Source organism: Streptomyces sp. NPDC111744, assembly GCF_055634995.1.
The window spans coordinates 1-25,781 of record NZ_JBVKCG010000024.1 but is presented as its reverse complement, the minus strand read 5'-3'; the positions used below and the strand labels follow the sequence as shown (position 1 = coordinate 25,781).

Here is a 25,781-nt window from a genome sequence, read left to right as displayed (position 1 = left end):
TAAATGCGCATAATTCAGTCCACCCAAGGTCGAGCCGAGACCTTGGCGTTATCTAACATGTAACTAGAGAAGGGTCAGCGCCCGGGAATGGCTGCGAGTTCCTCGGCCAGCCGCCGAACGGCCGCGTCGGACGACTCGTGCCCGGTCATCGCGTCGTGCACCACCGCCTGCACCACCAGACTGACCTGGTCATAGCGCGGGCTCTTGGGGCGCGGAGCGGCACTGAGCACGCTCGAGCGCAGGGTGGGCAGATAGGGGAACCGCTCGACCAGGTCCGGGTCCGTGTAGAGAGCGGCCCGAACCGGCGGCAGAGCGCCGAGCGTGAGCACCTGGCGCTGGACCCGCTCACTGGTCAGGTACGCGATCAGCCGGGCAGCCGAATCCGGGTGCCGGGCATGAGTGTTGACCGCGAGATCGGAGCCGCCGAGCACACTGGTCCCCGGCCCCTCGGGACCGGGCAGCCGTACGGCGCCGACCTTGCCGGCCACCGGAGAACCCGGCGCCGACGCGACGGAGTACACGTAGGACCAGTTGCGCAGGAAGAGCAGCCGGCCGTCCTGGAAGGCCTGCTTGGACTCCTCCTCCTTGTAGGAGAGAGCCGCCTTGGGTATCCACCCCTCGCGTACGCCGCGCGCGAGGAAGTCGATGCCCTCGCGGGCCGCCGAGGAATTCACGGTGACACGGTCGCCCTCGTCGCCCTCGTCGCCCAGGATGGTGCCGCCCGCCGAGTACACCGCCTCGGCGGCGTTCACGGTCAGGCCCTCGTAGGGGAGGAACTGGCCGGCGTAGCCGTCCAGTCCGTACTTCGGCGCGATGGTCTTCGCGTCGTGCTCCAGCTCCGCCCAGGTCGTCGGCGGCGGCACACCCTCCTTGGCGAGGACGTCCTTGCGGTACAGCAGCAGCCCGGCGTTGGTGACGTAGGGCACCGCGTACAGCCGCCCGTCGTACTTCGCCGTCTCCACGACCGGCTTCAGGAAGGACTTGAGCGGGAAACGGTCCTCGGCCAGCGGGCGTATCCATCCCGCGGCCGCGAACTCCGAGGTCCAGTTGACGTCGATGTTCAGGACGTCGAACCGGCTCCGGTCGCCGCCGCGCAGGTCGGTGACCATCTGCGCATACGTCTCGTCGGTGGAGTCCGGCAGCTCGACGAGCGTGACCCGCTCACCGGGATGCGTACGGTTCCACCCGTCGAGCACCGTGCCCAGATACCCGGTGAGGTCCCCCGCGGTGGCCAGCGTCAGCGGCCCGCGGCTGCCCCCGCCACCGTCGGTCTCACCCTCGTTCGCGGAGACGCACCCGGTCAGCACCACGCCGAGGACCAGGAGGCACCTACCCGCGGCTCTGATCCACCGCATAGGTTCCTCCCTGCACACGTACCCACCTGGGATCATCGCCACGGCCGAAGGCCATGTATACCCGTTAGGTATGGGCGATACTAGAGGCCAGGGACACATTATGAGGACAGGAGGACCGCGGTAGTGCGTCAGCCCCTCCTTGCCCTCCTTGCCCGCGGGCCCGCCCACGGCTACGAGCTCAAGCAGGGCCTTGAGCAACTGCTGGGCTCCGCGTACCCTCAGCCGAACGTCGGCCAGATCTACGTGACCCTCGGACGCCTCGAGAAGCAGGGACTCATCGAGGGCGAGGACATCGAACAGTCCAGCCGGCCCAACAAGAAGGTCTACCGCCTCACCGAGTCCGGGCAGGAAGAGCTGCGCGCCTGGTTCGAACGGCCCGAGGACGAGCCGAGGGTGCGGGACGACTTCTTCATGAAGTTGGCGCTGGCCCCGGGGACCGGCCTCGCCGACCGGATCGCCCTCATCAACAAACAACGGCGCCAGTACCTCAACACCATGCGCAACCTGTCCAAGCTGGCCGCCGTCGAAGACCGCGACAACCGCGTCGCCCACCTCCTGATCGAGGGCGCGATGCTGCACCTCCAGGCCGACCTCGACTGGCTGGAACGGTGCCAGGAAGAGCTGGAGGAGCTGGAGTGAGCGACAGCCCCGCTCCCGTGCTGCGCGCAGAGAAACTGATACGGACGCACTACGGCGAGAGCGGCCCGGCACACGCTGTCCGCGGCGTCGACCTGAACGTCCGCCACGGCGAGTTCGTCGCCGTCACCGGCCCGTCCGGAGCCGGGAAGTCCACCCTCCTGCACCTGCTCGGCGGACTGCAGCAGCCCGACAGCGGATCCCTCTGGCTGGACGGCGAGTGCACCGACACCTGGCGGGAGGCGCGCTGGGCGGTCGAACGCCGCAAGCGCATCGGCATCGTCTTCCAGTTCTTCAACCTCGTCTCCAACCTGTCGGTCGCCGACAACGTGGAACTCCCCGCCCTCCTCGCCGGCACCTCCCCAAGACGCGCACGGGCCGAGCGGGAGGAACTCCTGGCCGATTTGGGCATCGCGGGCAAGGAACGCAGCCTGCCGGGCGAGCTGTCCGGCGGCGAGCAGCAACGCGTCGCACTGGCCCGGGCCCTCGTCAACCACCCCCCGCTGCTGCTGGCCGACGAACCCGCCGGCAGCCTCGACAGCAAAGGCACCCGCGAGGTGATGCGGCTGCTGTCACGCTTCCACCAGCGAGGGCAGACCATCGTCCTGGTCACCCACGACGCCCGGCTCGCCAGCGCCGCGGACCGGGTGATCAGCTTCTTCGACGGGCGCATCGCCGACGACGCCGAGCTCGACAGCACGCCATCGCGTCGACCGGGGGCGTCCGGAGTGCTCAAGCTCAAGGACTGACCCGCCCGCCTGCGGACGTACGACAACACCCGAAAGGGATGGATCTCATGCGCGCCACGTTGCGCTGGGCACACTCCGATCTGCGCACCCACCGCGGGGAGGCACTCTTCCTGGTGCTCGCCACCGCCGGCATCGTCATGTCGCTGCTGCTGGCCACCGCGCTGTTCGGCTACGCCACCAACCCCTGGCAGCGCACCTTCACCCAGGCACGCGGGGCACACGTCTGGCTCCACACCGGCTCCTCCACCGACCTCGGCAAGCTCACCGGCGTGGACGGGGTCCAAGCGGTCGCCGGCCCCTACGCCACCACCGCGACGACCCTCGCCACCCGCGGCACCCGCGCGGCCGTGGAACTGCGGGCCACCCCCGAACTCCCCCGCGTGGGCCGCCCCCTCCTGACTGCGGGACACTGGCTCGACCCAGGCACCCCTCACGGCGTGGTCCTGGAGAGCAGCCTGGCCCGGGCGCTGCTCGCCGGCCCCGGCGACACACTCACCCTGCCCGGCAGCGACGGAAGACTCACGATCGTCGGGGTCGCCGACAGCCCCGAGGGCCGCTACCGCCCCGGCGAGGAGCCCGGCCTCGTCTGGGCCCTCCCCGCCGCCATACCGCACCCCACTGGCCAGGTCATCGGGCTGCGCCTGATCGACCTCGCGGACACCGACTACGCCGTCCAACGCGCCGTCACCATCCTGGGCGCCGGTGCCATCGGCGAGGTCTCCACCTGGCAGCAGGCACGCGCCGAGGCACAGGGCGACAACCGGCTCCTCGGCCAGGTACTCGGCCTGTTCGGCCTGGGCGCACTGATCGCCGCGGGATTCGCCGTGCACGGAGCGATCGCCACCCGCATCCGCGGCCACCTGCGGGACATATCCGTCCTCAAGGCGATCGGATTCACGCCCAGCCAGGTCGTCCGCGTATTCCTCTGCCAGCACATCGCGTACGCCCTGTTCGGCGCGCTGACCGCGACGGCTGTGACCGAGACCTTGGGCGGCTACGTCCCGGGGCGCCTGGGTGACGCCGCCCGCATGTGGCGCATCCTGCCCGGCCATACGGTGGCGCAGTTCGCCATACCATCAGGAGCCGTGCTGTTCATCGCGGCGACGACGGGACTGGCGGCGTGGCGGGCAGGACGTGTGCCGCCGGTACCGGGCTCCCGGCCCGCACCGGCAACGCCGGCAGGACGCCCGCGGGCAGCCCGGTCGCCCCTGCGCCGAAACCTTGTGACCGGCACACGCCGTGCCCTGTGGCTCCTGGTCCCCCCTGCCCGGTCCAGAGGACCGCTGTCCGCGGTGATGCGGCGCGCCATCGACGCCGGCGTGCCGGCCGGCCTGGTGCTCGGCTGGCACGCGGCCGTCGCCCGACCCGGGCGTTCCCTGACCACCGTGGCGCGCCTCGCGCTGCCCCTGCTGCTGATCGTCGTGGCCATGAGCGCTTGGACCACCCTCGATCGCTTCCACAGCGAGCCGCAGAAAATCGGCGTCCCGACCGCCCTGACCGTCCACACCCATCATGGAATCAGCGACACGGACGTACGCAGCCTGCTGCACCGTGATCCGCAGGTCGCCGCCGTCTACCCGGGCGTCGAAGTGGCCGCGCTGGTCCCGGGACAGACGGCCACCATCGCCCTGCGCGGCCTCGGCACCCGCCGGTCCCCCTACCCCTACACCCTCGCCGAAGGCCGCACCCCCCACGCCAGTGACGAGGCCGTGGCCGGGCAGGGCCTCCTCGACCTGCTGAATGTGCAGGTCGGCGACTGGGTCCGCATGACCGTCGGCGACCAGCCGCAGATCCTGCACATCGTGGGCCGCAGCATCGAACCCGAGAACGCCGGCCGCGTCATCTCCACCTCGCTCGACACCCTCAGCGAGAACGACCCCCGCATCACCCCGACCCTCTACCAGCTCCGCCTGCGCCCCGGCGCGAACCCGCACACCGTCGCCCAGCGTCTGACCGCCGCCGGGCACAACCAGCTGGACGTGCACGCGGCAACCAACCCGGCCGACGAGCTCTCGCCGCTGCGCGGGGTCGTGGCCGGCCTCATCCTCGTCCTGGCCCTGATCGGACTGGTCGAGCTGCTCACGGCGATCGGCGGCACGGTCCGCGAGAGCGATCGCGACCTGCTGGCTCTGAAGGCCATCGGCCTGTCCCCGCGCCAGATCACCGCTGTCACCATGACGGCCACGGGCTGCACGGCGCTGGCCGCTTTCCTCGCCGCGGCTGCCATCGGCGTGCCGCTCGCGCTCTGGCTGATCGACCAGCAGGGCACGTCGAGCGGTATCGGGGCGGGCATCGCCCAGAGCCCGCCCCCCGCGCTGCTGGTGCTTCTCGGGACCGCCACCGTGCTGGGCGCGGCCGCTCTCGCGGCGCTGCCTGCGGCGCGCGCGGCGCGGCGGCGGCTGGCGGACACACTGGCCGCGATCGCCTGAGCCGACCCCGGTGGCCCGAGCCGAGGCGGGTGTCCGGCGAATCGATGCCGCGCCCGTCTAGGGAAGATCCTGTTCCGACCAGATCGATTTCCCCGAGCCGGTGTACCGGTAGCCCCACCGCTGAGATGCCTGGGCGACCAGGAAGAGGCCGCGTCCGCCCTCGTCGGTGGTCCTGGCATGGCGCAGACGCGGCGAGGTGCTGCTGCCGTCGATCACTTCGCAGATGAGCGCGCTGTGCCGGATCATGCGCAGCCGGATCGGTGGGGTGCCGTAGCGGATGGCGTTGGTGACGAGTTCGCTGACGATGAGCTCCGTGGTGAACTGCAGCTCGCCCAGGTTCCACTCCTCGATCTGGCGATTGGCGAGAGAGCGGGCGTGGCGCACCGCCGCGGGATCGTCCGGGATGTCCCAGGTGGCGACGTCGGAAGGCGGAAACGATGTCGGCCGGACGAGCAGAAGGGCGACGTCGTCCTCGCGGGGGCGGGAGAGTAGGGCATCGACCGCTGCGTCGCACAGCTCCTCCAGCGAGGCCTCCACGTCGCGCAGGACCGACTGCAGCCGGGCCAGGCCCTCGTCCATGTCCTTGTCACGGTCCTCGACGAGACCGTCGGTGAAGAAGGCCAGCAGGCTGCCGTCGAGGCAGGGGATCTCGGCGGCCTCGAAGGGGGTGTCGCCCACTCCCAGCGCAGCACCCACCGGAAGAGCGGGCGCGGAGATGGTGCCGTCCGGCTGCACGATCACCGGTGCGGGGTGGCCCGCACGGGCGATCGTGCAGGTCCGGGCGACGGGGTCGTAGACGGCGTACAGGCAGGTCGCGCCGTGGGTGCCCAGGAGACTCAGGCCGCCTTCGGCGGAGGCCTTGCAGGCCGGCTGTTCCTGGCACAGGCTCGTGACGAAGTCATCCAGATGCGCGAGGAGTTCGTCCGGAGGCAGGTCCATGGCGGCGAGTGTGTGGACGGCGGCGCGCAGCCGGCCCATGTCCGCGGCCGCGTTGACGCCGTGTCCCACTACATCGCCGACGACCAGGGCGACCCGCGCCCCGGACAGCGGGATCACGTCGACCCAGTCCCCGCCGACACCTGCTTCCTGGGAGGCGGGGATGTAGCGCCAGGCGACCTCGACGGTCTCGTCCGGGCCGAGCCGGCCGGGCAGCAGGCTCCGCTGCAGCGACAGGGAGATCCGCCGCTCCTGCGTGAAGCGGTACGCGGCGGCCAGTGAGGAACTCCCGTGGAAGGCGAACTTTTCGGCGAACTTGAGGTCCTCGCCACTGAAGGGTTCGCCGTTCGCGGCCCTCATGAACGTGGCGAGGCCCAGCCTCGTACCGCCCGAGCAGAGCGGGACCGTGATCGAGGAGTGGAAGCCGTGGTCGTCGATCATCTTCGTGCGTCCAGGGGCGCCTTGCGCCCATGCGCTCGACAAGGTGTCCAGAGGGGATTCCAGGATTCCCTCGCCGGTGGCGAGGCTTTGCGCGACGCGGGGAGAAGACCGGTACACCACGGGGCTGCCGGTCTCACCGAGAGGGGTCGCGCAGACTTCGCTGCCGGCCTTGTGCCCGGCGTGCTGCAGGAAGAGGGGGTCCCCTGCGGAGATGGCTGGAGTTTCCGTCCCCCGGACCACGGTGTCCAGGAGGTCGATGGTCACCAGGTCCGCGAAGTCGGGTACGCAGATCTCCGCCAGTTCCTGGGCGGTCTGCATGAGATCCAGTTGTTTGCCGCAGGCGCGGGCCCGGCTCAGCATGAGCTCCCTCTGGCGGCTCCGCCAGCGCTCGGTGACGTCGATCACCAGGTAGCACAGCCCGGTGGCTTCGCCCAGTTGGTCCTCCAGGCGGAAGAAGGAGGCGGAGTACACGTGTTCGCCGGTCGGATCCGAGAGGATGGGCCCGCGGTACTCGAAGTCCACCAGCGGCTCACCGGTCTCCAGTACCCGCCGCACCATCGCCTCGCCGACGGCCGCCTCCTCGGCGGGGAAGACCGCTGTGAGGGTGCGTCCGATCCGGTCCGGCGCGCCGGAGGTGCGCACAAGGGCCTCGTTCACCCACACGTATCTCAGGCTCGTGTCCATCACGGCCATGCCGATGGGCGAGTGCGAGAGCACTCCGTCCAGGAGAGAGCGGTTCACACCGTGGAGCGCAACGTCACCGGGGTAGGAGGCGGTCATCAGCCATTGCGCGCGACCGGAGGGGTCCGGCATCGCGCACATGCGGACACCCAGTTCCAGATCGCGGCCGGAGCTGTGGCGGATCTGCGCGATCCCGCTCCATTCCCCGCTCTCGGGGCGGAGCAAGATACCGCCGGGAGTGAGCAGCGCATCGGCGGGGCGGCCCAGGATGTCTCTCGCCCGGTAGCCGAGCAGCGACTCCGCCGCCTCTGACCAGCCGATGACGTTGCCCGCACCGTCCAGGAGAGCCGCAGCCGAAAGACCGGTGGGGACGGACGGCTGAGGAGGAGGCACTTCTGTCATTCGGAGACGCCGCCATCACTTTCCGGTCGAGCGGGCGAAATATCCGTCATCTATGCACATATTATACTCCCGTATCACTCAGCACCATCAGGCCCACGATCGCCACAGGAGGACCACCGGCACGGCGTACTCGGGGCTCTCCGGCTCCGAACACCGGAACCGCAGGAGGCATGCGCGGCAAAGAAGGTGGCTGAGGCGTGCGCGCGTCCCGCAGCCGTCGCACTCCGGGACGACCGGCTCCGTCACGGGCAACAGAACAAGTTCCCGAGACAAGCTTCCCGAATTTCCCCAAAGGGCAGCGTTGTTGACCCTGTCGCCATTCTCCGAGCAGGGTCCTTCCGGTCAGAATAGGTGTGGCCTGGGCAGATTGCGAAAGCTCCGGATCGAATCTGCGGCCTGGCCGATACAGACAACGACCACCCGGGCCTGTGGACCCCTCTGCGCCATAGCGCGAGGGGATGGTCATGCGTCATCGATCTGATGCATTGTTCGTTCGGAGTGGGAGTCTGGCCGTGGGCCACCAACACCTCTATTCAGACGCCATTTTTCCCGTTCTCGCGTACGTGACCGTGTGCGTGGGCTCATTTCAAGGATGGGCCTGCATGGCCCGCTTCCGGGCGCGCCGGACGAAGCCGGAATGGATGTGGCTGGCCTGTGGCTCTGTCGCGCTCGGCGCCGGCCTCTGGGGGATGCACCTGATCACCTGGCTCGGTTTCGATGCCGCGGGCACGCCGATCGGCCACGACGGACCGCTGACGGTGGTCTCAGGCCTGATCTGCGTCGGCTCGACGGCCCTCGGCCTGCGCCTGGCGAACGTACGGCGCACTCTGCAGGAACTATTCACCGCCGGTGCCGTCATGGCGGGTGGCCTCGTCGGCGCCCACGCGCTGGGCATGGCCGACCTGGACGCTCACGCCGAGGTCCACTCGTCTGTCGGTGCCGCACTGGCTTCCGCTCTTCTGGCCGCGGTCGGTACGACAGCCACGCTGTGGCTGACGGTGACCGCCAGCCACAGGGCATCAGCCGCGGGCGCCTCCCTACTGACCGGGGCCGTACTCTGCTCCGCCCAGTACACCGACCTCGCGGCGGTGACCGTGACCCCCGGTGCGGCAGCCGGTCAGGGCGGAGGTCTGAGCGGACCCGCCCTCATCGTCCCGCTGGCCGCCGCACTGGCTCTGGTGGTCCTCACAGTGGCGTTCAACCTCTACATCACGCCGGCCCGGGACGTGCACGACGCCCCAGCTCAGCTCGTCACGCGGGAGATGACGTGGTATCTGCCGCCGGACACCACCCGCGCTGTCGAGCCTGCTCCCGCCCTGCCAGTCGTTGCACCCGCCAGTGACGAGCCACCGGCCATCGAGGCAGGTCCGGTGGTGAACGTCGCCGGGTGACACGAGGGCCGCGGCCGGCGGTGGAGAGCGGTCATGTCTCAGCCGCCGGCTGGGTCGTTGTGCACCGGTCACGCACGGAGCAAAGCCGTCGATCACGACAGCCACATCGGCGTGCGCTTCGACCGCCCCCCACGATGAGGAGAAAGGTTTCCTCCTCGTCACCGACGACGAGGAGACAAAAGGAACCCGCGGGAGCGGCAATTGCCGACGAGACCAGCCACCGCGGAACGGCACATCACAAGGCACCTATGCGCATCGCGTAAGCCACCGCATGGGTCCGGTTCCGCAGATTCAGACGCCGGGTCACCGCGAAGATGATGTTCTTGATAGTGCGTTCGGAATAGTTGAGCTTGGCGGCGATCTCCGTGGTGTCCAGGCCCTCCGCAAGCAGCCGCAGAACTTCGACTTCACGACCCTCGAACCCGCCGGGAAGAATCGACCCCGTCGGATCGCGCAGCAGCGTGCGCAGTTCCTCGACCAGCGATCTCAGCAGTTCCCCCGGCATCTGGGCACTGCCCGCCCGGCTGCTGAGCACGGCCTGCACGATCTCCGGGAAGCCCGTCTGCGCCCGGGGCAGCACACTGACAAGGCCGTGCCGCACCGCCCGGGCCAGCCGCGGTCTGCTGATCCGGTCGGCGACCAGCACGATACGCATCTCCGGATTGGACGAGAGGGTCGACGCCTCCTCCATCCAGGACATGGTCTCCTCCGTCACCTCGTTCGCCAGAATCAGGACGACATCGGCGCCCCCCACCTGTTCGGCGGGCAGCAGCACCGTCCCGTCCGACCTACGCAGGAGTACTTCGGCCCCCTGCAAGGACACCGGATCGGCGGCCCGGATGACGATCGATATCGGGGCAGGAGTCTTGTGAGTCAACGCAGGTCCTCCAGGATCGGCGCGACGTGGTCTCGACGCACGATCGCGATGATGTGGGGGGTGGTTCCGGGAGAAGTGCCTCACCGTGGAACCGCCGGCCGGATGGAGTCCGAGGGCCGGTGTTGGGCGCACATGTCAGTGGTCGTGCAACGGCTTCCGCGCCGGATGCCGTTGCGGCTGTTCGCTCAGGGTGTCCGTTCCGCCGCCTTGTGGGATCGGCTCCGTCATGTCAGTTTCGGGTGGTGGCCCCCATGGCAGCCGAGAGTGCTCCGACGGCCAGGGAAACGATGCGCGGGGAGGCGCCCTTGCCGCCCTCGGACCGCAGAAGGGATCGCGCACCCGCAGGCACGCTCGCACCGCCACAGTGGCGAGCACGGATGTCTCCGCCGGAAGTGGCCGAAGGATCTACCACGGCACGTAGGGAGCCACTGGTCTGTTTCCACGACCCGCAGTGCGGTGCGCCCACCAGAATCCGATGCCCCCCGAGGTCCCATCGGCATCTGTCGCGACGCGATATCCGTGTGTGAACCCTTGTGCGTCGGCGCGCAGTTGCACTACCGCATCAGACGCATTCCCGTACATGCCCACCGTCGTTCCACGCGACAATCCTTGCTCGTTCCGAGGGACCATACAGCCGCTTTTGGCCGCTGCCACGCACAAGGCGACTCTCCATAATGAGAGTTGCCCTTTGAGGCGTCTTCGTTGCGCGATCGACCAAACGCCGCGGTTACCCGAAAGTACGTATGGGCAGATCCCGACAGCGTACGACCTGGGTCGACCGGCAAATGATCAATGGTCGCCCGCTGTCCATTCCGGGCGGCGCAACAGCAGGCACGTTTCTTCAAGTAACAATGCCTCCATGACGCACTGGTTCCGAAGGCACCGGCCTGCGGCTGACGCATGGCTGTATTTCGAGACCGACACCGGAGCCGGACTCGAGCGCCCCTTCGAACTCCGTGGACCCCTGGAGACGCCCGTGACGGCCGCCTCCTCGGCGGAATGGCGGACCGCGTGACGGGAAGGGCTCTCGACGTGTACGAGGCGACGTTCGGCACCCTCGCGGAGGTCCTCGCCGAGCCGGCGGACGCAGGTGCCTCGCAGCCCCTCACCGCCCAGGCCTTCGAGGCTGTCTGGCGTGCCGCGCGGGCCACCTGCGAAGCACGCTCCCCGGCAGGCAGGTCCGGGCACTGACCCGACGCCGCGGACAGACACCTTGACGTGCGTGCCACGTGCGCAACGGCCGCGTGTCATCTACAAGACACAGCCCGAGCCGGTGTCTGAATCGCCCCGGGTTTGATGGAGACATCGAAGACCCGGAAGGATGCCGATCATGGCTGCTCCCCGTAAGTACTCCGACGAGCTACGCGAGCGCGCGACGCGTCTGGCGGTGGAGGCCCGCAAGGACGCCGTCGGCCGGACCGGCGCGATCCGCCGCATCGCCGACCAGCTCGACGTCCATCCCGAAGCCCTACGGACCTGGGTCAAGCAGGCCGAGACCGACGATGGCTCCCGTCCCGGCACCACCAGCCAGGACGCCGCTCGCATCGCCGAGCTGGAGCGGGAGGTGAAGGAACTGCGGCGGGCCGACGCGATATTGAAGTCCGCATCGGCTTTCTTCGCCGCGGAGCTGGACCGTCCACTGCGATGAAGGTCGCCTACATCGACCAGTACAAGGAGACGTTCGGCGTCCAGCCGATCTGCGACGCCCTCGACGGGACCGACGCCGAGATCGCGCCGAGCACCTACTACGCCGCCGGCTCCCGGCCGCCGTCGGCCCGCAGCCGGCGCGACGAGGAACTCACTGAGGAGATCCACCGGATACACACGGACAACTACGGCGTCTACGGCGCCAGGAAGATCCACGCCGCACTCCTGCGGGAAGGGTTTACGGTCGCCCGGTGCACGGTCGAACGCCTCATGCGCGTGGCCGGCCTGCGCGGGGTGATCCGCGCCAAGAGCCCACGCACCACCCGCCCCGCCCCCGAGACCGACCAGCCACACGACCTGGTCGAGCGGCAGTTCACCGCCACCGCCCCGAACCAGCTGTGGGTGGCCGACATCACCTACATCCGTACCTTCTCCGGCTGGGTGTATGCCGCGTTCGTCATCGACGTCTTCTCCCGCATGGTCGTCGGCTGGCAGGTCGCCACCAGCCTCTACACCGACCTCGCCCTGGATGCCCTGGACATGGCCGTCTGGAGACGCCGCCGCGTCGGCGCCGACCTGACCGGCCTGATCCACCACTCCGACAGGGGCGTCCAATACCGAGCCATCCGTTACACCGAACGACTCGACGAGGCCGAGGCCGTCGCCTCCGTCGGTTCCAAGGGCGACTCCTACGACAACGCCCTGGCCGAAGCGTTCAACAGCCTCTTCAAGACCGAGCTGATCCGCAACAAGGGCCCCTGGACCGGCATCAACGATGTCGAGATCTCCGTCGCCGAGTACATCGACTGGTTCAACCGGCGACGCCTCCACGGCGAGCTCGGGCACGTCACCCCCACCGAACACGAAGCCGCCCACCACCTGACGGCCGAACCCCCAGCATCACTGCAGAAAACCAGCTAACCGACTCTCCACGAAACCCAGGGCTTGACAGTCACCGTCGTGCCCACAGGCGGGCCCGAGCCCGAGCCGGGCGCCGAGACGCCTGAGCCGACCCGGCGGGCTGCTCTCCGAACGCACCAGGTGCACACGCTCACCGGCTCGCGTCACCGTCGGCACCAAGGTGCCGTCCGCCGGCTCGCCGTCCATATCACGTCCGCCCGTGTCCGATCAGGTTTTGAAGAGCTCCCAGAACCTGAAGACCGTCGAAGCGTCCAGACAGTACACATAGCCGCTGACGTCGCTGCGGATGACCGCGTACTGCTTCGCCTGCCACAGCGGCAGCATCGGCACTCGGGCGGCCACGATGTCCTGGATCTCCTTGAAATCGGCTGACGTGGCGGAGCGACGGGCCTCGGACGCCGTACGCGGAATGAGTTTCTGAGTAATGGTCGGGTTCTCGAAGTGGTTGTCCAGCACGTTGCCCGTTCCGAAGAACGGCGTCGTGAAGTTGTCGGGGTCCGGATAGTCCGGAAGCCATCCCTTGACGTAGACGCCGTACTTCCCGGCAGCGATGTCCTTCTCGTACTGACCGAACGAAACGGACTTCATCTGGGCGTCGAAGAGGCCACTGGCATTCAGCTGGGCCGCGATCATCTTGAGCTCGTCGTCCGTCGCCGGACCGTAACGGGTCGGAGTCGACCAGAGCGTCAGCTTCACCTTTTCGGTGATGCCGTCAGCCCGCAGCGCGGCGGCCGCCTTCGAACGGGAGGGGGCATCCCCGTACAGGTCGAAGAAGGCGGTGTTGTGGCCGGCGATGCCGGCCGGGATGATCGAGTACAGCGGAATGGCCATGCCCTTGTACACGCGGTCGACCAGTGCGTTCCGGTCGATCAGGTAGGCCATCGCCTGACGGACGCCGAGTTGGCCCACCACGGGGTCGTCCATGTTGAAGACGAGGTCCTGGAGCTCGGCGCTGTCGCCCTCGACGACGTCGATGTCATTCCGTTTGGCCCGCGAGAGATCGGCGATGTCCTGCGCGCTGAGGCCGCGGTAGGCGATGTCGACATCGCCGTCGACCAAAGCGTCCTTCAGGGCGGTGCGCTTGCCGTGGAAGAACTTCAGGGTGATGCCGGAGTTCTTCAGGCTCGCGGTTCCCTTGTACTCGTCGTTGACCGAGAAAGTCGCCTGGTCCTTGTCGAACGAGTCCAGGGTGTATGGACCCGAACCGCTCACCGAGTGGTCCTGCCGCAGCGCGTCCGACGGGTACTCGTGCCGGTCGACGATGGATCCGGCGCCTGAAGCAATCTTGCTGGGGAAAGTGGCGTCGGGCGTGTTGAGCCGGAACACCACGGTCTTGTCGTCCGGCACCTCCACCCTCTGGAGCGACTGGAACATCACAGCCGGACCCGCCGGATCGTCGATCCTACGGAGGCGGTCGAACGAGAATTTCACGTCCTGCGCGGTGAGCGAATCACCGTTACTGAAATGTAGGCCGTCCTTGAGCGTGCAGCGATAGACCTGGCTGCGGCTGTCCGTGAAGGAACACTCATCGGCCGCATCTGGCTCCGGCTCCGTTCCCCCGTCGGGGAAGCTGAGCAGCGATTGGAATACGTTGTTGAAAAGCACCCAGGAACCTGGGTCGTAACCCGCGGCCGGGTCGGTCGCCAGAATGTCGTCTGACATACCGGCGACCATGCGGGATCCGTCAGCAGAACCAATCCCTGAGCCACAACCGGTCAACATGGAGGATGTCAGTCCCATAAGGGCAGACAAGACCATCCACCTGCTGCGCTTCCTCACTTGAGATGCCTTCTTCTGTTCATGTTCCATTTGCTGCTTGCCGGGGAGCGGCATGAAGCCGAATACGAGGCCCGGTGGCTTTGACGCAGCCACAGATAGCACCGGCTTTATATCAGCTGCGGGTGCGGAAAAATGAAGCCACAAGGCTGATCAGGATCGTTTGGGCAGCAAATGGTGACGCACAGGCAGCCTCCGGACCGAACGGTTACGGCGACGACACCGTCATGATAGGCCTGCGTTTCAACGGCGCCTGGAGAGCGATGCGTTGGAATTTTTCCGGGGCTAGGAATCCGCCGCCGTAATGATGTACGGCAGGCGCCGATCGTGCCTACCGAACGCATGGTCGAGCGTCGCAGGGGCCGTTGACGGAACACAAGGTGTGCGGGGGACTCGCTCGGACGGCGTGGAGCGGACATGGCTCACCGCCGCACCGCAACCCGCAGCGGTGCGACGGACGGGAACCGCAGTCCTCCTGGGGCGTCGGTGTCAGCGCACCGCCTTCTGCCCCGCAGGGCCGACCGCGAACCACTTGCCGTCAACGCCCTGGCCGTTCAGGTCACCGGCCCCGGAGTCGCCGGAGAAGCGGTAGACGGGCCAGCCGCCCACCGTGACCTGGATCTTGCCGTCCGCCCGGCGGATGGCCGCGACCTCCTTCGGGTTCACACCCGCCAGATAGACGTTGCCACCGTCCTTGATGATCACCGGGGGCCACTTCGTGGCGCAGGCATCATTGCAGTTCGACTCGCCCGAGCCGGCGCTGTCGCCGTCGAAGCGGTAGAGCGCCGCCTGGTTGATGTTGATCAGGTGTGGTGCGGACAGGTCAGGCGAGGTCACTGCGGACAGCTGCACCCACTTGGGCGGCGTCTCCTGGACCGCCGCGCCGACCACCGTGCCGCCGGTGCCGTTGAGGCCGGCGTCCTGGGCGGTGGAGTCGACCACCTGGAGCGCCGAATTGCCCGCACCACCCTGAGCCGGCGCCGCGGTCGAAGGAACCGCGGACGACGTGACCGGAGCCGGGGCGGAAGTGGACGGATCCGAGCTGTCACCGATCTGGATCACCTTGCCGCACGCGGTCAGGCTCACCACCCCACATACGGCGACAACGGTGGCGACGGAAGCACGGCGTGCTGCGGTGTTGTGGGACAGCAGGCCGCTGAAGAACGAGGTCATACCGTCAACACGAGACAGGCCCCAGAAAGGGTTCAACGCGGTACCCCGATCGCCGCGAGAGTGGTCCGCGGTGAACGTTCCACCGCACCTGCGTCGTGCTTCTCGTATAGACCAGCCCTCACACGAAGGAACGGGAGCGCAGTGGCGTCGGATGTGAACGTCCCCGTGAGCGAACTCAGGGAGGCCCAGAACATGCTGGGTTTCGTGCACGACTTCATCGACATCGGACACCACACGTTCGACTTCGACGCGGCGTTCGGCCCTGAGCTGTCCCGAGGTTCCGCCCAGAACTTCGAGGACCGGTGGGAGGACGGCAAGCACCAGCTGCAGAAGCAGGTGGAGGGCATCCGGGACGCCATCGGCCAGATCCTGGACGCCTTCGACAAGACCGACCGGGATGCGGCCTCGCATCTCGACAACGGGACCGGCAAGTGAGACTCCCGACGGACACAGCGAAGGACGGACGATGAGCACGGCACAGCGCTTTCTGCTGGACATCCCCGACCAGTGGCAGCAGATCGATCTGACCGGCGAGGAGATGGCCCGGGTCCGCGCGCAGGCGCTGGCCTCGACCGACGATCCTCGGGCGAAGGCCGAGATCAACGACATGTTCCGGCAGGGCCGGGAGGTCAGCCGGGCGGCCCGCCGCTACGGGGCGCTGCTGGCGTCGGGCACGGCGACCATGTATCCCGAGGGCCTGTTCATGGCGTACGGCATGGTCTTCGCCGTCACCACGCCCGCAGGCCAGGAACTCACCCTGCCCGTCCTGTCCGCACAGCTGGGTGTCTCCTCGGCCACCGGTGCGGTGCCCAAGGACCGTGTCATCACCTCAGCGAAGGTGCCCCACGTCGGCACCGCGGCACGGGTCACCGGCACCGAGGTGACCCGGCTGACCGGGGACATCGACGTCAAGCTGCTGACGATGCACACGATGATGCCGGTGCCCGGCACCACGCAGGACTTCCTCGTGGTCACCCTCGCCAGCCCCAACCTGCCGCTGAAGAACGAGGTGTACGACCTCTTCGACGCGATCACCAGCACGTTCCGCTTCCTCACCGCCGACGGGGACCAAGTCCCCGTACCAGTGGGTTCCGGTGCATGAGAGTCGCCCGTCGTGCCGGCCTTCGGACGGGGACCGCGACCCCATCACGGGTGACGCGCGCACTCGGCACCGCGGTGCCCCGCCGGGCTGGTGCTGTTGACGTGGCGCCACGTGACCGCGGTTCACGATCCCCGGTGACGCCGAGGCACCTGCCCCGGGAATGCGGCAGCCGTCGCTCTCCCAGGCGCTGCGGAGTGTGACCGGCTGCGCCAAGAGCTACGTCATCCGGTTCGCCGAGTCCGAAGGCTTCGCTCACGTGCGTCTCCACATCGTTGCGCGCACGACGGATATGCGACCGGAACATCGTGGACCGGGCACCTTCGAGCTGTTCCAGCGACCCCGCGCAGGAGCGAGTGACAGCTGCCCAGGCAGACCGGACAGCCCAGGCTCTGCGGGCCCAGCTCCACGGGGAAGCCGACCGCGGCGGTACTACGCCCCGCCGAGCCCGCGTCCGGACGCCACCGCGGGGCCGCCGCCTTCGATCGACGGCCCCGCAGCAGGGGCCGCAGCCCCGTCCCCCCGAGGAGGTAGGGGGGACGCAAGGAGGAGCTCCCTCACGGGGGGGACATGAGGAAGCCCCTCCGGCTCTCAGGGGCCCGCCTCCAGGTACGGCACCTGAACGCTCCGCAGGGTCCCGTCGCCGAGGTGGATCAGTCCGCGACCCGGCTGCGGGGCCTGGCCGACCAGTCCCCGGGTCAGCTTCACGCCGATGACCTCCCCGTCGCTCAGCCCCTGCGGAGAGAGCAGCATGCCGCTGCGGTTGCGCTTTACCTGTCCCATCCAGCCAGCCAGACTCAGCGACAGCGACTCGGCGTTGCCCGCCACGAGCACACCCCAACCGGTGCCGGCGCCGCCACGAGCGAGCAGCGCGAGATCGGGGTCGATCTCGGCTCCCATGAACAGTTCGGCGTCGTCCACGACGATGACGCCGTACTCCTGCGAGACGTTGTTCAGCGCCTGCCGGAAATCGCCCACCGGCACGTCGGCGTCGGTGAGCAGTGCCACCACGCCGGGCCGTCCCTGGAGGGTGCGTAGGGGCGAACGCCGCGGGGCCAGCACGATGAGTCCGGTGCCGGCAGCCAGCAGCGACTCGGACGCGGCGAGCAGTGTGGTGCTGCGGCCGGTGCGCGGTGGTCCGGCGATCACGAAGGTGGGGACGTCGGTGAGGTCGGGGCCGAGCGAGGTGAGGGTGTCTCCGCCGACGGCGACCAGAGGCCGCATCGGTCCGGCCTGCGTGTGCAGGGTGAAGGCGTCGGCGTACGAGATCCGGTCGGGCAGCACGTCGAGCCTGATCGGACGGCGGGCGGCCGGCACCGCGCGTTCGCGCTCGGCCAGCTCCCGGCCGAGGGCCGCGAGGATCTCGGCCTGGGCGGAGCCCGATAGGTCCTCGCCGAGCACGGCGATCTGCGCCTCGCTCAGATCCTGGGTGCGGATGCCACGGCCGGGCTCCGGGTCCGTCGGCGCGGACTTGGAGGGAATGCCGACGCTGGAGTAGTCCTGCCGGTCGTTGAGCCTGAGGACGATCTTGTCCTCGGTGGTGCCGGAAAAGCGGCTGCTGCCGAGCACTCGATCCCCCGCCAGGACGACGTGGATGCCCACGCCCGCACCGTCACGCAGCAGCCGCAGCAGGCGCTCCAGGTAGCTGCCGTTGTCATACGAGGTGAACTCGCGCTCGAAGACCTCGAAACGGTCGACCATCAGCACGATGTGGGGAAGCCGCTCGTGCTCGGGCTGGCCGCGACGCAGTTCGGTCAGGTCCGCCGTGCCGCGGGCGCCGAGGATGCTCTGGCGGACGGTGAGTTCCGCGCCAAGGCGGTCCAGGAGGCGGCCCAGGCGCTCGATCTGGCCGCGGTCGACGACCGCGCCGCAGTGCGGCAGCGAGGTCAGCACGTTGAGGGCGCCGTTGCCGCAGTCGACGCCGTACAGATGCACGTCGTCCGCTCCGTGGGCCTGGCCGAGCGCCGCGGCCAAGGTGCGCAGGGTCTGGGAGCGGCCGCTGCGGGGCGAGCCGATGATGTGCAGATGGCCCGCCCGGTCGAGGTCGAACGTGAGCGGTGCGCGGCTCTGCTGGGCGGGCAGGTCGACCATGCCGTACGCGACGGGGGCCAGGGCCGCCTCGCGTTCGGCGGCGGGCTTGGGCGCGGGCGGCATCGTCCACGGCAGCACGCTGGGCAGCGCCGGCAGCCACGGGCTGGGCTGACGTGGCACACCGGTGAGGGTGGCCGCCTCGGCGACCGCGCCCGCGAGCACCGCGAGGTCGGTGACCGCCTCGATCTGGGCAGCCGCGGAACCGCCGCGCGAGCGCGTCCTCGGCAGCGGACCGCCGAGGTCCTGCCACGGCACGGGTACGGCGTCCACGGCCACCGGCGTCCCGGTGGCGGGCAGACCACCGGGACGCCGGCCGCCGACGCGTCCGGACTGGAAGGGCAGCAGCGCCGACGGACCCAGCCGGGCGTAGGCACGGCCCGGGTTCGCCGGGGAGATTTCACCGGAGTCGGGAGCGTCGATGATGTCGCGGCTCTCGCTGGTGTCGGTGGTACGCAGGGCGATCCGCAGGTTGGTGTTGGCCCGGATGTCCGGGGTGACCGCCCCGCCCGGCCGCTGAGTGGCCAGCACCAGATGGATGCCGAGGGACCGGCCACGTTGGGCGATGTTGACCAACCCGGAGATGAAGTCCGGCAGTTCGCGCACCATCGAGGCGAACTCGTCGATGACGAGCAGCAGTCGAGGCAGCGGGGCAAGGACGTTGCCGCCGCGCCGGCGCTTGTCGAGGTAGTCCTCGATGTCCTTGGCGCCCGCCTGGGCCAACTGTGTCTCGCGACGGCGAAGTTCGGCACCGAGGGAGACCAGCGCCCGCTCCACGAGGCGGGTGTCAAGGTCGGTGACCAGGCCGACGGTGTGCGGCAGATCGGCGCACTCGGCGAAGGCGCTGCCGCCCTTGTAGTCGACGAGCACGAACGTCATCTCGTCGGGCCGGTTGACCACCGCGAGCGTGGCGACGAGGGTCTGCAGCAGCTCGGACTTGCCCGACCCGGTGGTTCCGGCGATCAGCGCGTGCGGACCGTCGCGTACCAGGTCGACGGCGAACTCACCGTCGTAGCCGACGCCGAGCACGGCCCGCGTCGAGCGGCCGCCCAAGGACCAGCCCGCCGCAACCGCCTGCGCGGTGGGTGGTTCGATGTGCAGCAGGTCCAGTAGGCGTACGGAGCCGGGCAGCGCGCTCTCGTCGTTGTCGCCCACGCCCCGCAACGGGGCAAGCGCACGCGCGAAGTGCTCGTACCAGTCCGCCTCCGGGAAGTCGCTGCGCACGTTCTCCAGGGCGGCGGCGGAGCCGGTGCGGACCTTGGCCGTGGTGGCGTCGGCGTCGGTGACGACGACTGCACCGCACTCCTCGGGCAGCAGCCGCTCCTCCCGGTCGATGCAGATGGTGTGCACACCCACGGCCGGGCCGTCGCGCAGCAGCGCGATCACGCCCGGCAGCGAGCGGGCCCGGCGCGCCTCCTCCAGGACGACGAGGATGTCGGGGTAACCGTTGGAGCCGCCCCGCGTGATCTCCGGCCCGGCGGCGCCGCGGGTGGCGACGATCTGACCGAGTTCACCGATACGGCGGGCCAGCGACTCCGCGGTGCTGCCGATCAGGGCGAAGGCGTCCTCGCCCTGCGCCTGGGCGTGCGGCAGCCAGCGGGTCCAGGACCAGTCGCCTTCGCCGGACGGCCCGGCGAGGACGACGATGCGCAGGTCCGCGGGACTGTGCAGGGCGGCGGCCTGAGCGGTCAGCCATCCCGCCAGGCGGGCCGCGCCGCGCCCGGCGATGCCCGCTACGCCCACCCGGCGCAGCGGAAGGGCGACGGGGACCTGGTTCAGCCACGGCACGGTGTTGCGCCGGTGCTCGTTCTGCTCAGGGTCGTCGACACTGACCGACGACGGGAGATCGGTGGTGCCGGCACGCACGGTCAGGAAGTCAGGGTCCCGCCACCGGCGTTCCCACAGCCGTTCCGACGGCCTGACCGCCATCTGCAGCAGCGCCGCGGGATCGGGCAGGGACAGACGGAGGTTGTGCTGCTCCTCCAGGACGGCGGTGTCGATGTCCGCGCGCACCCCGGCCACCGCCCGGTCGTACTCCCCCTTCGTCTCCAGGTACTTGAGCATGGCCTGCTTGCGGCCGCCGAACTGGGTGACCAGGGCGGCGATCGGGGAGAGCAGGGCGATGAAGACGAAGGACCACCGGTGGGTGACGAGGATGGCGATCGCGGCGCTGCCGGCAGGCAACAGCAGGATCGGCAGGAGTGGGATGGGTCGCTTGTCGGGCTTGATGGGCGGGGTCGGCAGCCGGAACTTCGCCCCTGCCGCGGGCGGCAGGAATCGCGGCGGCCGGTTGAACTCCAGGCCGAGTCCGTCCTCCGCCGCGACCAGCGGGGCGCGGGCCGTACGCCTCGACGTCAGCTCCAGCAGGATGGTCCCGACCGCGAGCTGGCTTCCCTCGCGCCACGGGGACGGCTCGCTCGCGGGCTTACCGTCGAGCAACGCCGCTTCCGCCGCACGGAGTTCGGCGCTGCCGTCGACGTGCACCCGCACCTGTGCTGCGCGGGCCGGCGTGCCTTCGGCCAGGCGGACGCGGCAGCCGGGGGCGGCGCCGATGTCGTAGTCGCCGGGGACCAGGCGGTAGGTGGTGCCCGCACCCGGGCCGGAGACGACGCGGATCTCGGTGCTGCCCTCGGGCTCGGGCTCCCCTGGCGCGGGAGCGCCGAGCCCCAGGTCCATGCCGTCTCGTACACCCGCCGCCTGGAGCGTGCTCCGGGGGTCGACGAGCTTCGAGCCGACGTACAGGGCCGGCTCCGGCGCCGCGGTGCCGTCGTCCCCCGCGTACCCGACGGCGCGTGCCAACTCGGCCGCGAACCTGTCCGCGGTGGCGGTCGGTTCGGTCTGTACGGCGACCGTGGTGGACACCCCCTCGGCACGCGGATCACGAACGCTGACGGTCAATCGCACTGCTCATCGTCCTTCTCAAGTAGCGGTGGGTACGGCACCGATCGCCGTTCGGCGAGCCGGGCCGGTGGGTCAGGACAGGGCGGAGCCGAGCTGGTTGTCGGTCTGGTCGAAGGCCTCGCCGACGGTCTTCACGTACTGACCGATGCCCTGCAGCCCCTGGTTGACCTGCTCGAAGCCCTTGGCGAACTCGTCGAAGAACGGCGAGAACTTCTGCTGTGCGGCAGGCGTGCTGTAGCCGTCGGCGAGCAGGGTGGAGATCTTGCCGCGGACCTCGTTGAGCTTGTCCTGAAGCTGGGAGAAGTCGTTGAGCAGGGCCTGCGAGGTCGACGACGTGGTGTCGGAGTTGACGCTGTAGTTGGGCACGGAAGTACTCCTTGCTGGTGGTTGATGCCGTCCATCCGTTCAGGGATGGAGAACTGGGTGTACGAGGGCTCTAGCCGCCTGTGCCGTCGGTCGCTGGTGCAGGTGCCGGCGGCGGCCCTGTCGCCGGTACCGGTGCCGACGCCGGGGCCGGAGCCGGGGCTGTTGCCGGCCCTGTCGCGGGTGCCGGTGCCGACGCCGGAGCCGGCGCAGGTGCCGGAGCCGGAGCCGGCAGGCCCGAGTCGACCGGGGGCGCCGGACGCGGGTCGACGGGTGTCGGTGGCCGCGCGGCCACCGGGGACGGCGGTGGCGACACGTCCGCCGGGGGCGCGGCGTCGGGGCGGAGGCGGCCCTTGAAGGGGATCTTGTCGGTGAGGCTGTCGACGGCGTGACCGAGGCCGGCTTTGCCGACCGCGCCGACGCCGAGCTTCGGTGCCGAGTTGGCGATCTCGCCGGCGGCGACGTCGCGGGGGTCGTCGCCTTGGGCGACGCCGACTCCGATCTTCGTCCCGAGCGTCGCGCCTTCTTCGACGAAGCTTCCCAGCTGGTCCGATGCCTTCTTGCCGAGGGAATCGCCGATCGCCGGCTCGGTGATGTCCCCGAACCGTCCGCCCTGGCCTTCCTCCACCGGCGCGTTGCCCCGCGCCTTGCCGATGGCGCCGACCCCGCCCTTGAACGCCGCCCCGGCCAGGGCGCCGGCCGCGGCGCCGGCGAACACGCCTGCGGCCGTGATCTTGTCGTGGTTGGCGATCTTGGAGGCTACTTCCTGGGCGGAGTTGCTGAGGAAACTGCCGACGACGTCCGTGGCGGCCTTGCCCACGGGATGGCTGAGGAAGCCTCCGACGACCTTGGCGTTGGTGAGAGACTCGCCGATCTTCGCGATGTTGCCCGTGGCCTGCTTGATCAGGCCGGAATTCTTCACCGCGGCCGCGAGAGCGGGACTGATCGCCTCGACGGCCCGGCCGCCGAACTTGAGCAGCGAGCCGCCGGGGATGATGCCCAGCAGGCCGGTGATGAAGTCGCCGGCCTTGATCCCGCCCGTTTGGCTGGCCACGACTTGGTTGAAGACGAACAACAATCCGCCCAGCAGGGCGCCGACCACCGGGAAGAACACCGCCACCACCGCGGTCAGCGCGGCCAGCAGGATCTGCACGAACGGGAAGTCCTTGAAGAAGTCGGCGATCTTCTGGAAGACGTTCCGCTCCGGGATCGCCTCCTCCGCCGCCCGGTCCAGCACCTCGGCGCACCGCCGTTGCGCACTCTCCCGCAGCGTCCTCGCCTGCTCGGCCAGACTCCTGGCCGCACCCAACTCGGCCTGACCCGCGTCGATGGCGTCCTGGGTCGCACGCGCTTGCGTCCGCTCCTCGTCGGTCGAGGTCGCGCTCAGCTGCTTCGAGGGCTGGTTCGCCTGCGGTGCGGCGGCCCGCGCCCGGTCCACGGCCTGGTCGAAGGCGCTCTGCGCCTCCTGCAGCCGCGGTATGTACTCGCTGTAGGCCTGGGCCGCGTCGTGGTACGACGTCTTCGTCTTGGTCAGCTTGTCCGGCAGATCGTCACCGATCTGCTTATTGAGCTGGTCCATCGCCGCACCGGTGCCCTTGGATATCGCCCCGTCCTTCTGGACGACGTTCAGCGCCCTCTCGGCGGCGTCACCGATGTCCCGGTAGCGCCGCACGATTCCCTGGATGAGCTCGGGGTCGCCGGGCGTCGGGTCCGAGTCCATGCCCAAGAGCTGAAAGTCCTCGGGACTCGAGTGCCGACGTGCCATGGCGATCCCCCCGGTCCTGTGCGTGCGTATGACGTGCGATCCCGAGGTACACGGCACCGGGCTCATGGAGGGTTCAATGAACTTTGCGTCCACGTCGAACGTTTTTGCCCGGCGGCCCCGTGTAGTCGGTGCAAGCAACACCGGACGACATGGGTGGACACGATGAGCAACGGCGCGGGCCGAGTGCCCGAGCACCGGCCGAGAACTGCCGCGGCGCACCGCATCCCGCGGACGCTGTTGTACGCCCTGACAGCTCTGCTGGCGGCGTGCCTTGTCGCGCTCGGCACCGCCCGCTCTGCCGAGGCGGCTCCGCCCGGCGACGATCTGATCAAGGTGTTCGTGGTCCAGGACCCCGCGCAGACGGGCGGGCAGCTCGCCACCCTGCAGTCGATCGCCACGGCGACGCTGGGCGACGCGGCACGGGCCGGCGAGATCTTCGAACTCAACCGCGGTCAGACGCAGCAGGACGGGGCCGCTCTCAACAGCCCCGGCGACCAGCTGCATCCGGGCTGGATCCTGCGCCTGCCGCAGGACGCGTCCGGCCCAGGCGTTCAACTGGCCAGGGACACCGGAGGCGGAAACGGCGCCTCCGCTCCTCCGGCCGCGGCAACAGGCGACGCGCAGTCCACGATGCTCACCATCCCCCTGGCCGCGACGGCCGCACTGCTCGGCGCGATCCTGCTCGCCCTGATCACCGCGGGCATCGTGGGCCGTCGCAAGGTGCGTGCCGCGGCCGGCGCTGTGGGGCGGGGTTTCCGCGCGCTGGGCGCGCCCGCTCGTCGGCGCCGCCGGCTGGCGCAGCGGCACGCGACGAGCCGCCGCTTCGACGCGGACGGCGACTCGGTGCAGCGGGCCTACGGCGCCCTCGGCGAGTTCGCGGCGACGGACCGGGAGCCGGAGAGGCCGGTGCACGCGCTCAGCATCGACGACGCCGACGTGACGGTGTGGCTGTCCGCTTCCGATTCCGCTGACGCCCCCTGGGCGAGCATCGACGGCACGCGCTGGCGCCGTCCCGCCACCGCGTCCGGTCTCCAGGGCCAGGGCGGCGACGCCGGCGTGACCTCACGGTCGGTCCTCACCACCGCCTGTCTGGTCCGGGCGGGTACGGACGCGGAGGACCGGCCCGTGTTCGTGGACCTCAGCCGCCTGGACGGCGTCCTGAGTGTCAGCGGCGACAGGGCGGTGGCCCGCGACGTCGTGCAAAACCTGCTGGCGGAGATCGCCCGCACCCGGCCGAACACGCCGGTGACCGTGCTGCGGGGCGCGGCCGACGCCCCGCCGCTCGCCGTACCGCCGAACCTCACGCAGATGCCGCAGGCCACCACGTCTTCGGTGGCGAGGCCGTTCCCGGCGCACGGCACGGTGCGCGTGGCCGCGTCACGACGACCGGTCAGGGGGCTGGTCGTGGTGTCGGGCACGCCCGGCCCGCAGGAGGCCGCCGAACTGGCCGCTCTGTGCAGCGTGGGCTGGACGGGACTGGTCTGTGGCGAGACTCAGGACGCTCACTGGCGCTGGTACACCGACGGTGACGGCCACGTGGACATCCCGGTGTTGGACCTGCAGTTGACGGTTCCGGCCTGAGTGCCACGCCTGTCGCTGCCGGAGGGACCCTGTGGTTGTTCCGGCAGCTGGTCGGCATCGTCGTACGGGTTCGCCGATGACCGAAACGAACGGAGGCCCGCTCCGCCGGTGGGAGCACCGACCGGGGAGCGGGCCTTCCTTCACCTGCCGCCGCGAGCGGGCGACAGGACGAGAACCCGGCACGCTAGGGTGTGTTTCAGAAGTGGATCTTGATGTGTCAAGATCCACTTCGTGGGACGGCACGATCTGACGAACGCACAGTGGGCGAAGCTGGAGCCCTTGCTCCCGGTCGGCAAGAAGCCTGGACGGCCACCGGTACACACCAAGCGGCAGTTGATAGACGGCATACGCTGGCGCACCCGCGCCGGTGCTCCGTGGCGGGATGTACCCGAGCGGTACGGTCCGTGGGAGACGGTCTACGGCCTGTTCCGGCGCTGGCAGCGGGACGGCACCTGGCACCGCGTCTTCGAGCAGCTGCAGGCCCAGGCCGACGCCGATGGACTGATCACCTGGGACGTCTCCGTTAACTCGGCCATCGCCCGCGCCCACCAGCACGCGGCCGGTGCCCGC

Annotated in this window: 17 protein-coding genes and 1 pseudogene; 10 read left to right on the top strand and 8 right to left on the bottom strand. The window is 69.5% G+C overall.

Annotation, left to right across the window (positions count from 1 at the left end):
• Positions 1-74: 74 nt before the first annotated feature.
• On the bottom strand, positions 75-1,355 hold the full coding sequence (locus tag ACZ7OO_RS36060; protein WP_471511518.1) for an ABC transporter substrate-binding protein: 1,281 nt from the start codon (positions 1,353-1,355) through the stop codon (positions 75-77).
• Positions 1,356-1,478: 123 nt separating this feature from the next.
• Here ACZ7OO_RS36060 and ACZ7OO_RS36055 point away from each other — a divergent pair, with 123 nt between their 5' ends.
• The 3 genes from ACZ7OO_RS36055 to ACZ7OO_RS36045 are packed head-to-tail and all read left to right on the top strand — an operon-like array spanning position 1,479 to position 5,169.
• Positions 1,479-1,994: a PadR family transcriptional regulator gene (locus ACZ7OO_RS36055; protein ID WP_471511516.1), complete on the top strand. Its 516-nt coding sequence runs from the start codon at positions 1,479-1,481 to the stop codon at positions 1,992-1,994.
• Positions 1,991-2,740: an ABC transporter ATP-binding protein gene (locus ACZ7OO_RS36050; RefSeq protein WP_471511514.1), complete on the top strand. Its 750-nt coding sequence runs from the start codon at positions 1,991-1,993 to the stop codon at positions 2,738-2,740. Before ACZ7OO_RS36055 ends, ACZ7OO_RS36050 begins: the two co-directional genes overlap by 4 nt.
• 47 nt (positions 2,741-2,787) lie before the next feature.
• Complete coding sequence (locus tag ACZ7OO_RS36045) at positions 2,788-5,169, top strand: FtsX-like permease family protein (protein WP_471511512.1); 2,382 nt, start codon at positions 2,788-2,790, stop codon at positions 5,167-5,169.
• 57 nt (positions 5,170-5,226) lie between these two features.
• On the opposite strand, the gene ACZ7OO_RS36040 is transcribed toward ACZ7OO_RS36045, so the two are convergent.
• A complete protein-coding gene (locus tag ACZ7OO_RS36040; RefSeq protein WP_471511510.1) occupies positions 5,227-7,629 on the bottom strand; it encodes a SpoIIE family protein phosphatase in 2,403 nt (800 codons plus the stop codon).
• A gap of 602 nt (positions 7,630-8,231) precedes the next feature.
• Between ACZ7OO_RS36040 and ACZ7OO_RS36035 the strand changes: the two genes are divergently transcribed.
• Positions 8,232-9,020 (top strand): MHYT domain-containing protein, encoded by a 789-nt coding sequence (locus tag ACZ7OO_RS36035; protein WP_471511508.1) that lies wholly within the window; start codon positions 8,232-8,234, stop codon positions 9,018-9,020.
• Positions 9,021-9,255: 235 nt separating this feature from the next.
• Here the strand turns inward: ACZ7OO_RS36035 and ACZ7OO_RS36030 are convergent, their stop codons facing one another.
• Positions 9,256-9,795, bottom strand: a complete 540-nt coding sequence (locus ACZ7OO_RS36030) for a response regulator transcription factor (RefSeq protein ID WP_471511506.1) — start codon at positions 9,793-9,795, stop codon at positions 9,256-9,258.
• 1,113 nt (positions 9,796-10,908) lie between these two features.
• Between ACZ7OO_RS36030 and ACZ7OO_RS36025 the strand changes: the two genes are divergently transcribed.
• Positions 10,909-11,088, top strand: a complete 180-nt coding sequence (locus tag ACZ7OO_RS36025; RefSeq protein WP_471511504.1) for a hypothetical protein — start codon at positions 10,909-10,911, stop codon at positions 11,086-11,088.
• Positions 11,089-11,227: 139 nt separating this feature from the next.
• Positions 11,228-12,465 (top strand): annotated as a pseudogene (locus ACZ7OO_RS36020) (IS3 family transposase).
• A gap of 207 nt (positions 12,466-12,672) precedes the next feature.
• Here the strand turns inward: ACZ7OO_RS36020 and ACZ7OO_RS36015 are convergent.
• Positions 12,673-14,244, bottom strand: a complete 1,572-nt coding sequence (locus ACZ7OO_RS36015; RefSeq protein ID WP_471511630.1) for an ABC transporter substrate-binding protein — start codon at positions 14,242-14,244, stop codon at positions 12,673-12,675.
• A gap of 486 nt (positions 14,245-14,730) precedes the next feature.
• Positions 14,731-15,414: a hypothetical protein gene (locus tag ACZ7OO_RS36010; protein ID WP_471511502.1), complete on the bottom strand. Its 684-nt coding sequence runs from the start codon at positions 15,412-15,414 to the stop codon at positions 14,731-14,733.
• Between the two features lie 165 nt (positions 15,415-15,579).
• Here ACZ7OO_RS36010 and ACZ7OO_RS36005 point away from each other — a divergent pair, with 165 nt between their 5' ends.
• Positions 15,580-15,849, top strand: a complete 270-nt coding sequence (locus tag ACZ7OO_RS36005; RefSeq protein WP_471511500.1) for a hypothetical protein — start codon at positions 15,580-15,582, stop codon at positions 15,847-15,849.
• A 31-nt stretch (positions 15,850-15,880) separates the two neighbouring features.
• Complete coding sequence (locus ACZ7OO_RS36000) at positions 15,881-16,516, top strand: hypothetical protein (RefSeq protein WP_471511499.1); 636 nt, start codon at positions 15,881-15,883, stop codon at positions 16,514-16,516.
• A gap of 588 nt (positions 16,517-17,104) precedes the next feature.
• Here ACZ7OO_RS36000 and ACZ7OO_RS35995 read toward each other — a convergent pair.
• From ACZ7OO_RS35995 to ACZ7OO_RS35985, 3 genes are all read right to left on the bottom strand, one after another.
• A complete protein-coding gene (locus tag ACZ7OO_RS35995; RefSeq protein ID WP_471511628.1) occupies positions 17,105-21,499 on the bottom strand; it encodes an FtsK/SpoIIIE domain-containing protein in 4,395 nt (1,464 codons plus the stop codon).
• A gap of 75 nt (positions 21,500-21,574) precedes the next feature.
• The gene (locus tag ACZ7OO_RS35990) at positions 21,575-21,868 is read right to left on the bottom strand and encodes a WXG100 family type VII secretion target (protein WP_381242187.1); all 294 of its coding nucleotides are present in this window, start codon (positions 21,866-21,868) and stop codon (positions 21,575-21,577) included.
• Positions 21,869-21,938: 70 nt separating this feature from the next.
• Positions 21,939-23,585, bottom strand: a complete 1,647-nt coding sequence (locus ACZ7OO_RS35985; RefSeq protein WP_471511498.1) for a hypothetical protein — start codon at positions 23,583-23,585, stop codon at positions 21,939-21,941.
• Positions 23,586-23,792: 207 nt separating this feature from the next.
• On the opposite strand from ACZ7OO_RS35985, the gene ACZ7OO_RS35980 reads away from it, so the two are divergent.
• The gene (locus ACZ7OO_RS35980; protein WP_471511497.1) at positions 23,793-25,211 is read left to right on the top strand and encodes a hypothetical protein; all 1,419 of its coding nucleotides are present in this window, start codon (positions 23,793-23,795) and stop codon (positions 25,209-25,211) included.
• Positions 25,212-25,442: 231 nt separating this feature from the next.
• Positions 25,443-25,781: IS5 family transposase (locus ACZ7OO_RS35975; protein ID WP_471511496.1), on the top strand; the 339-nt coding region annotated here is incomplete at its 3' end.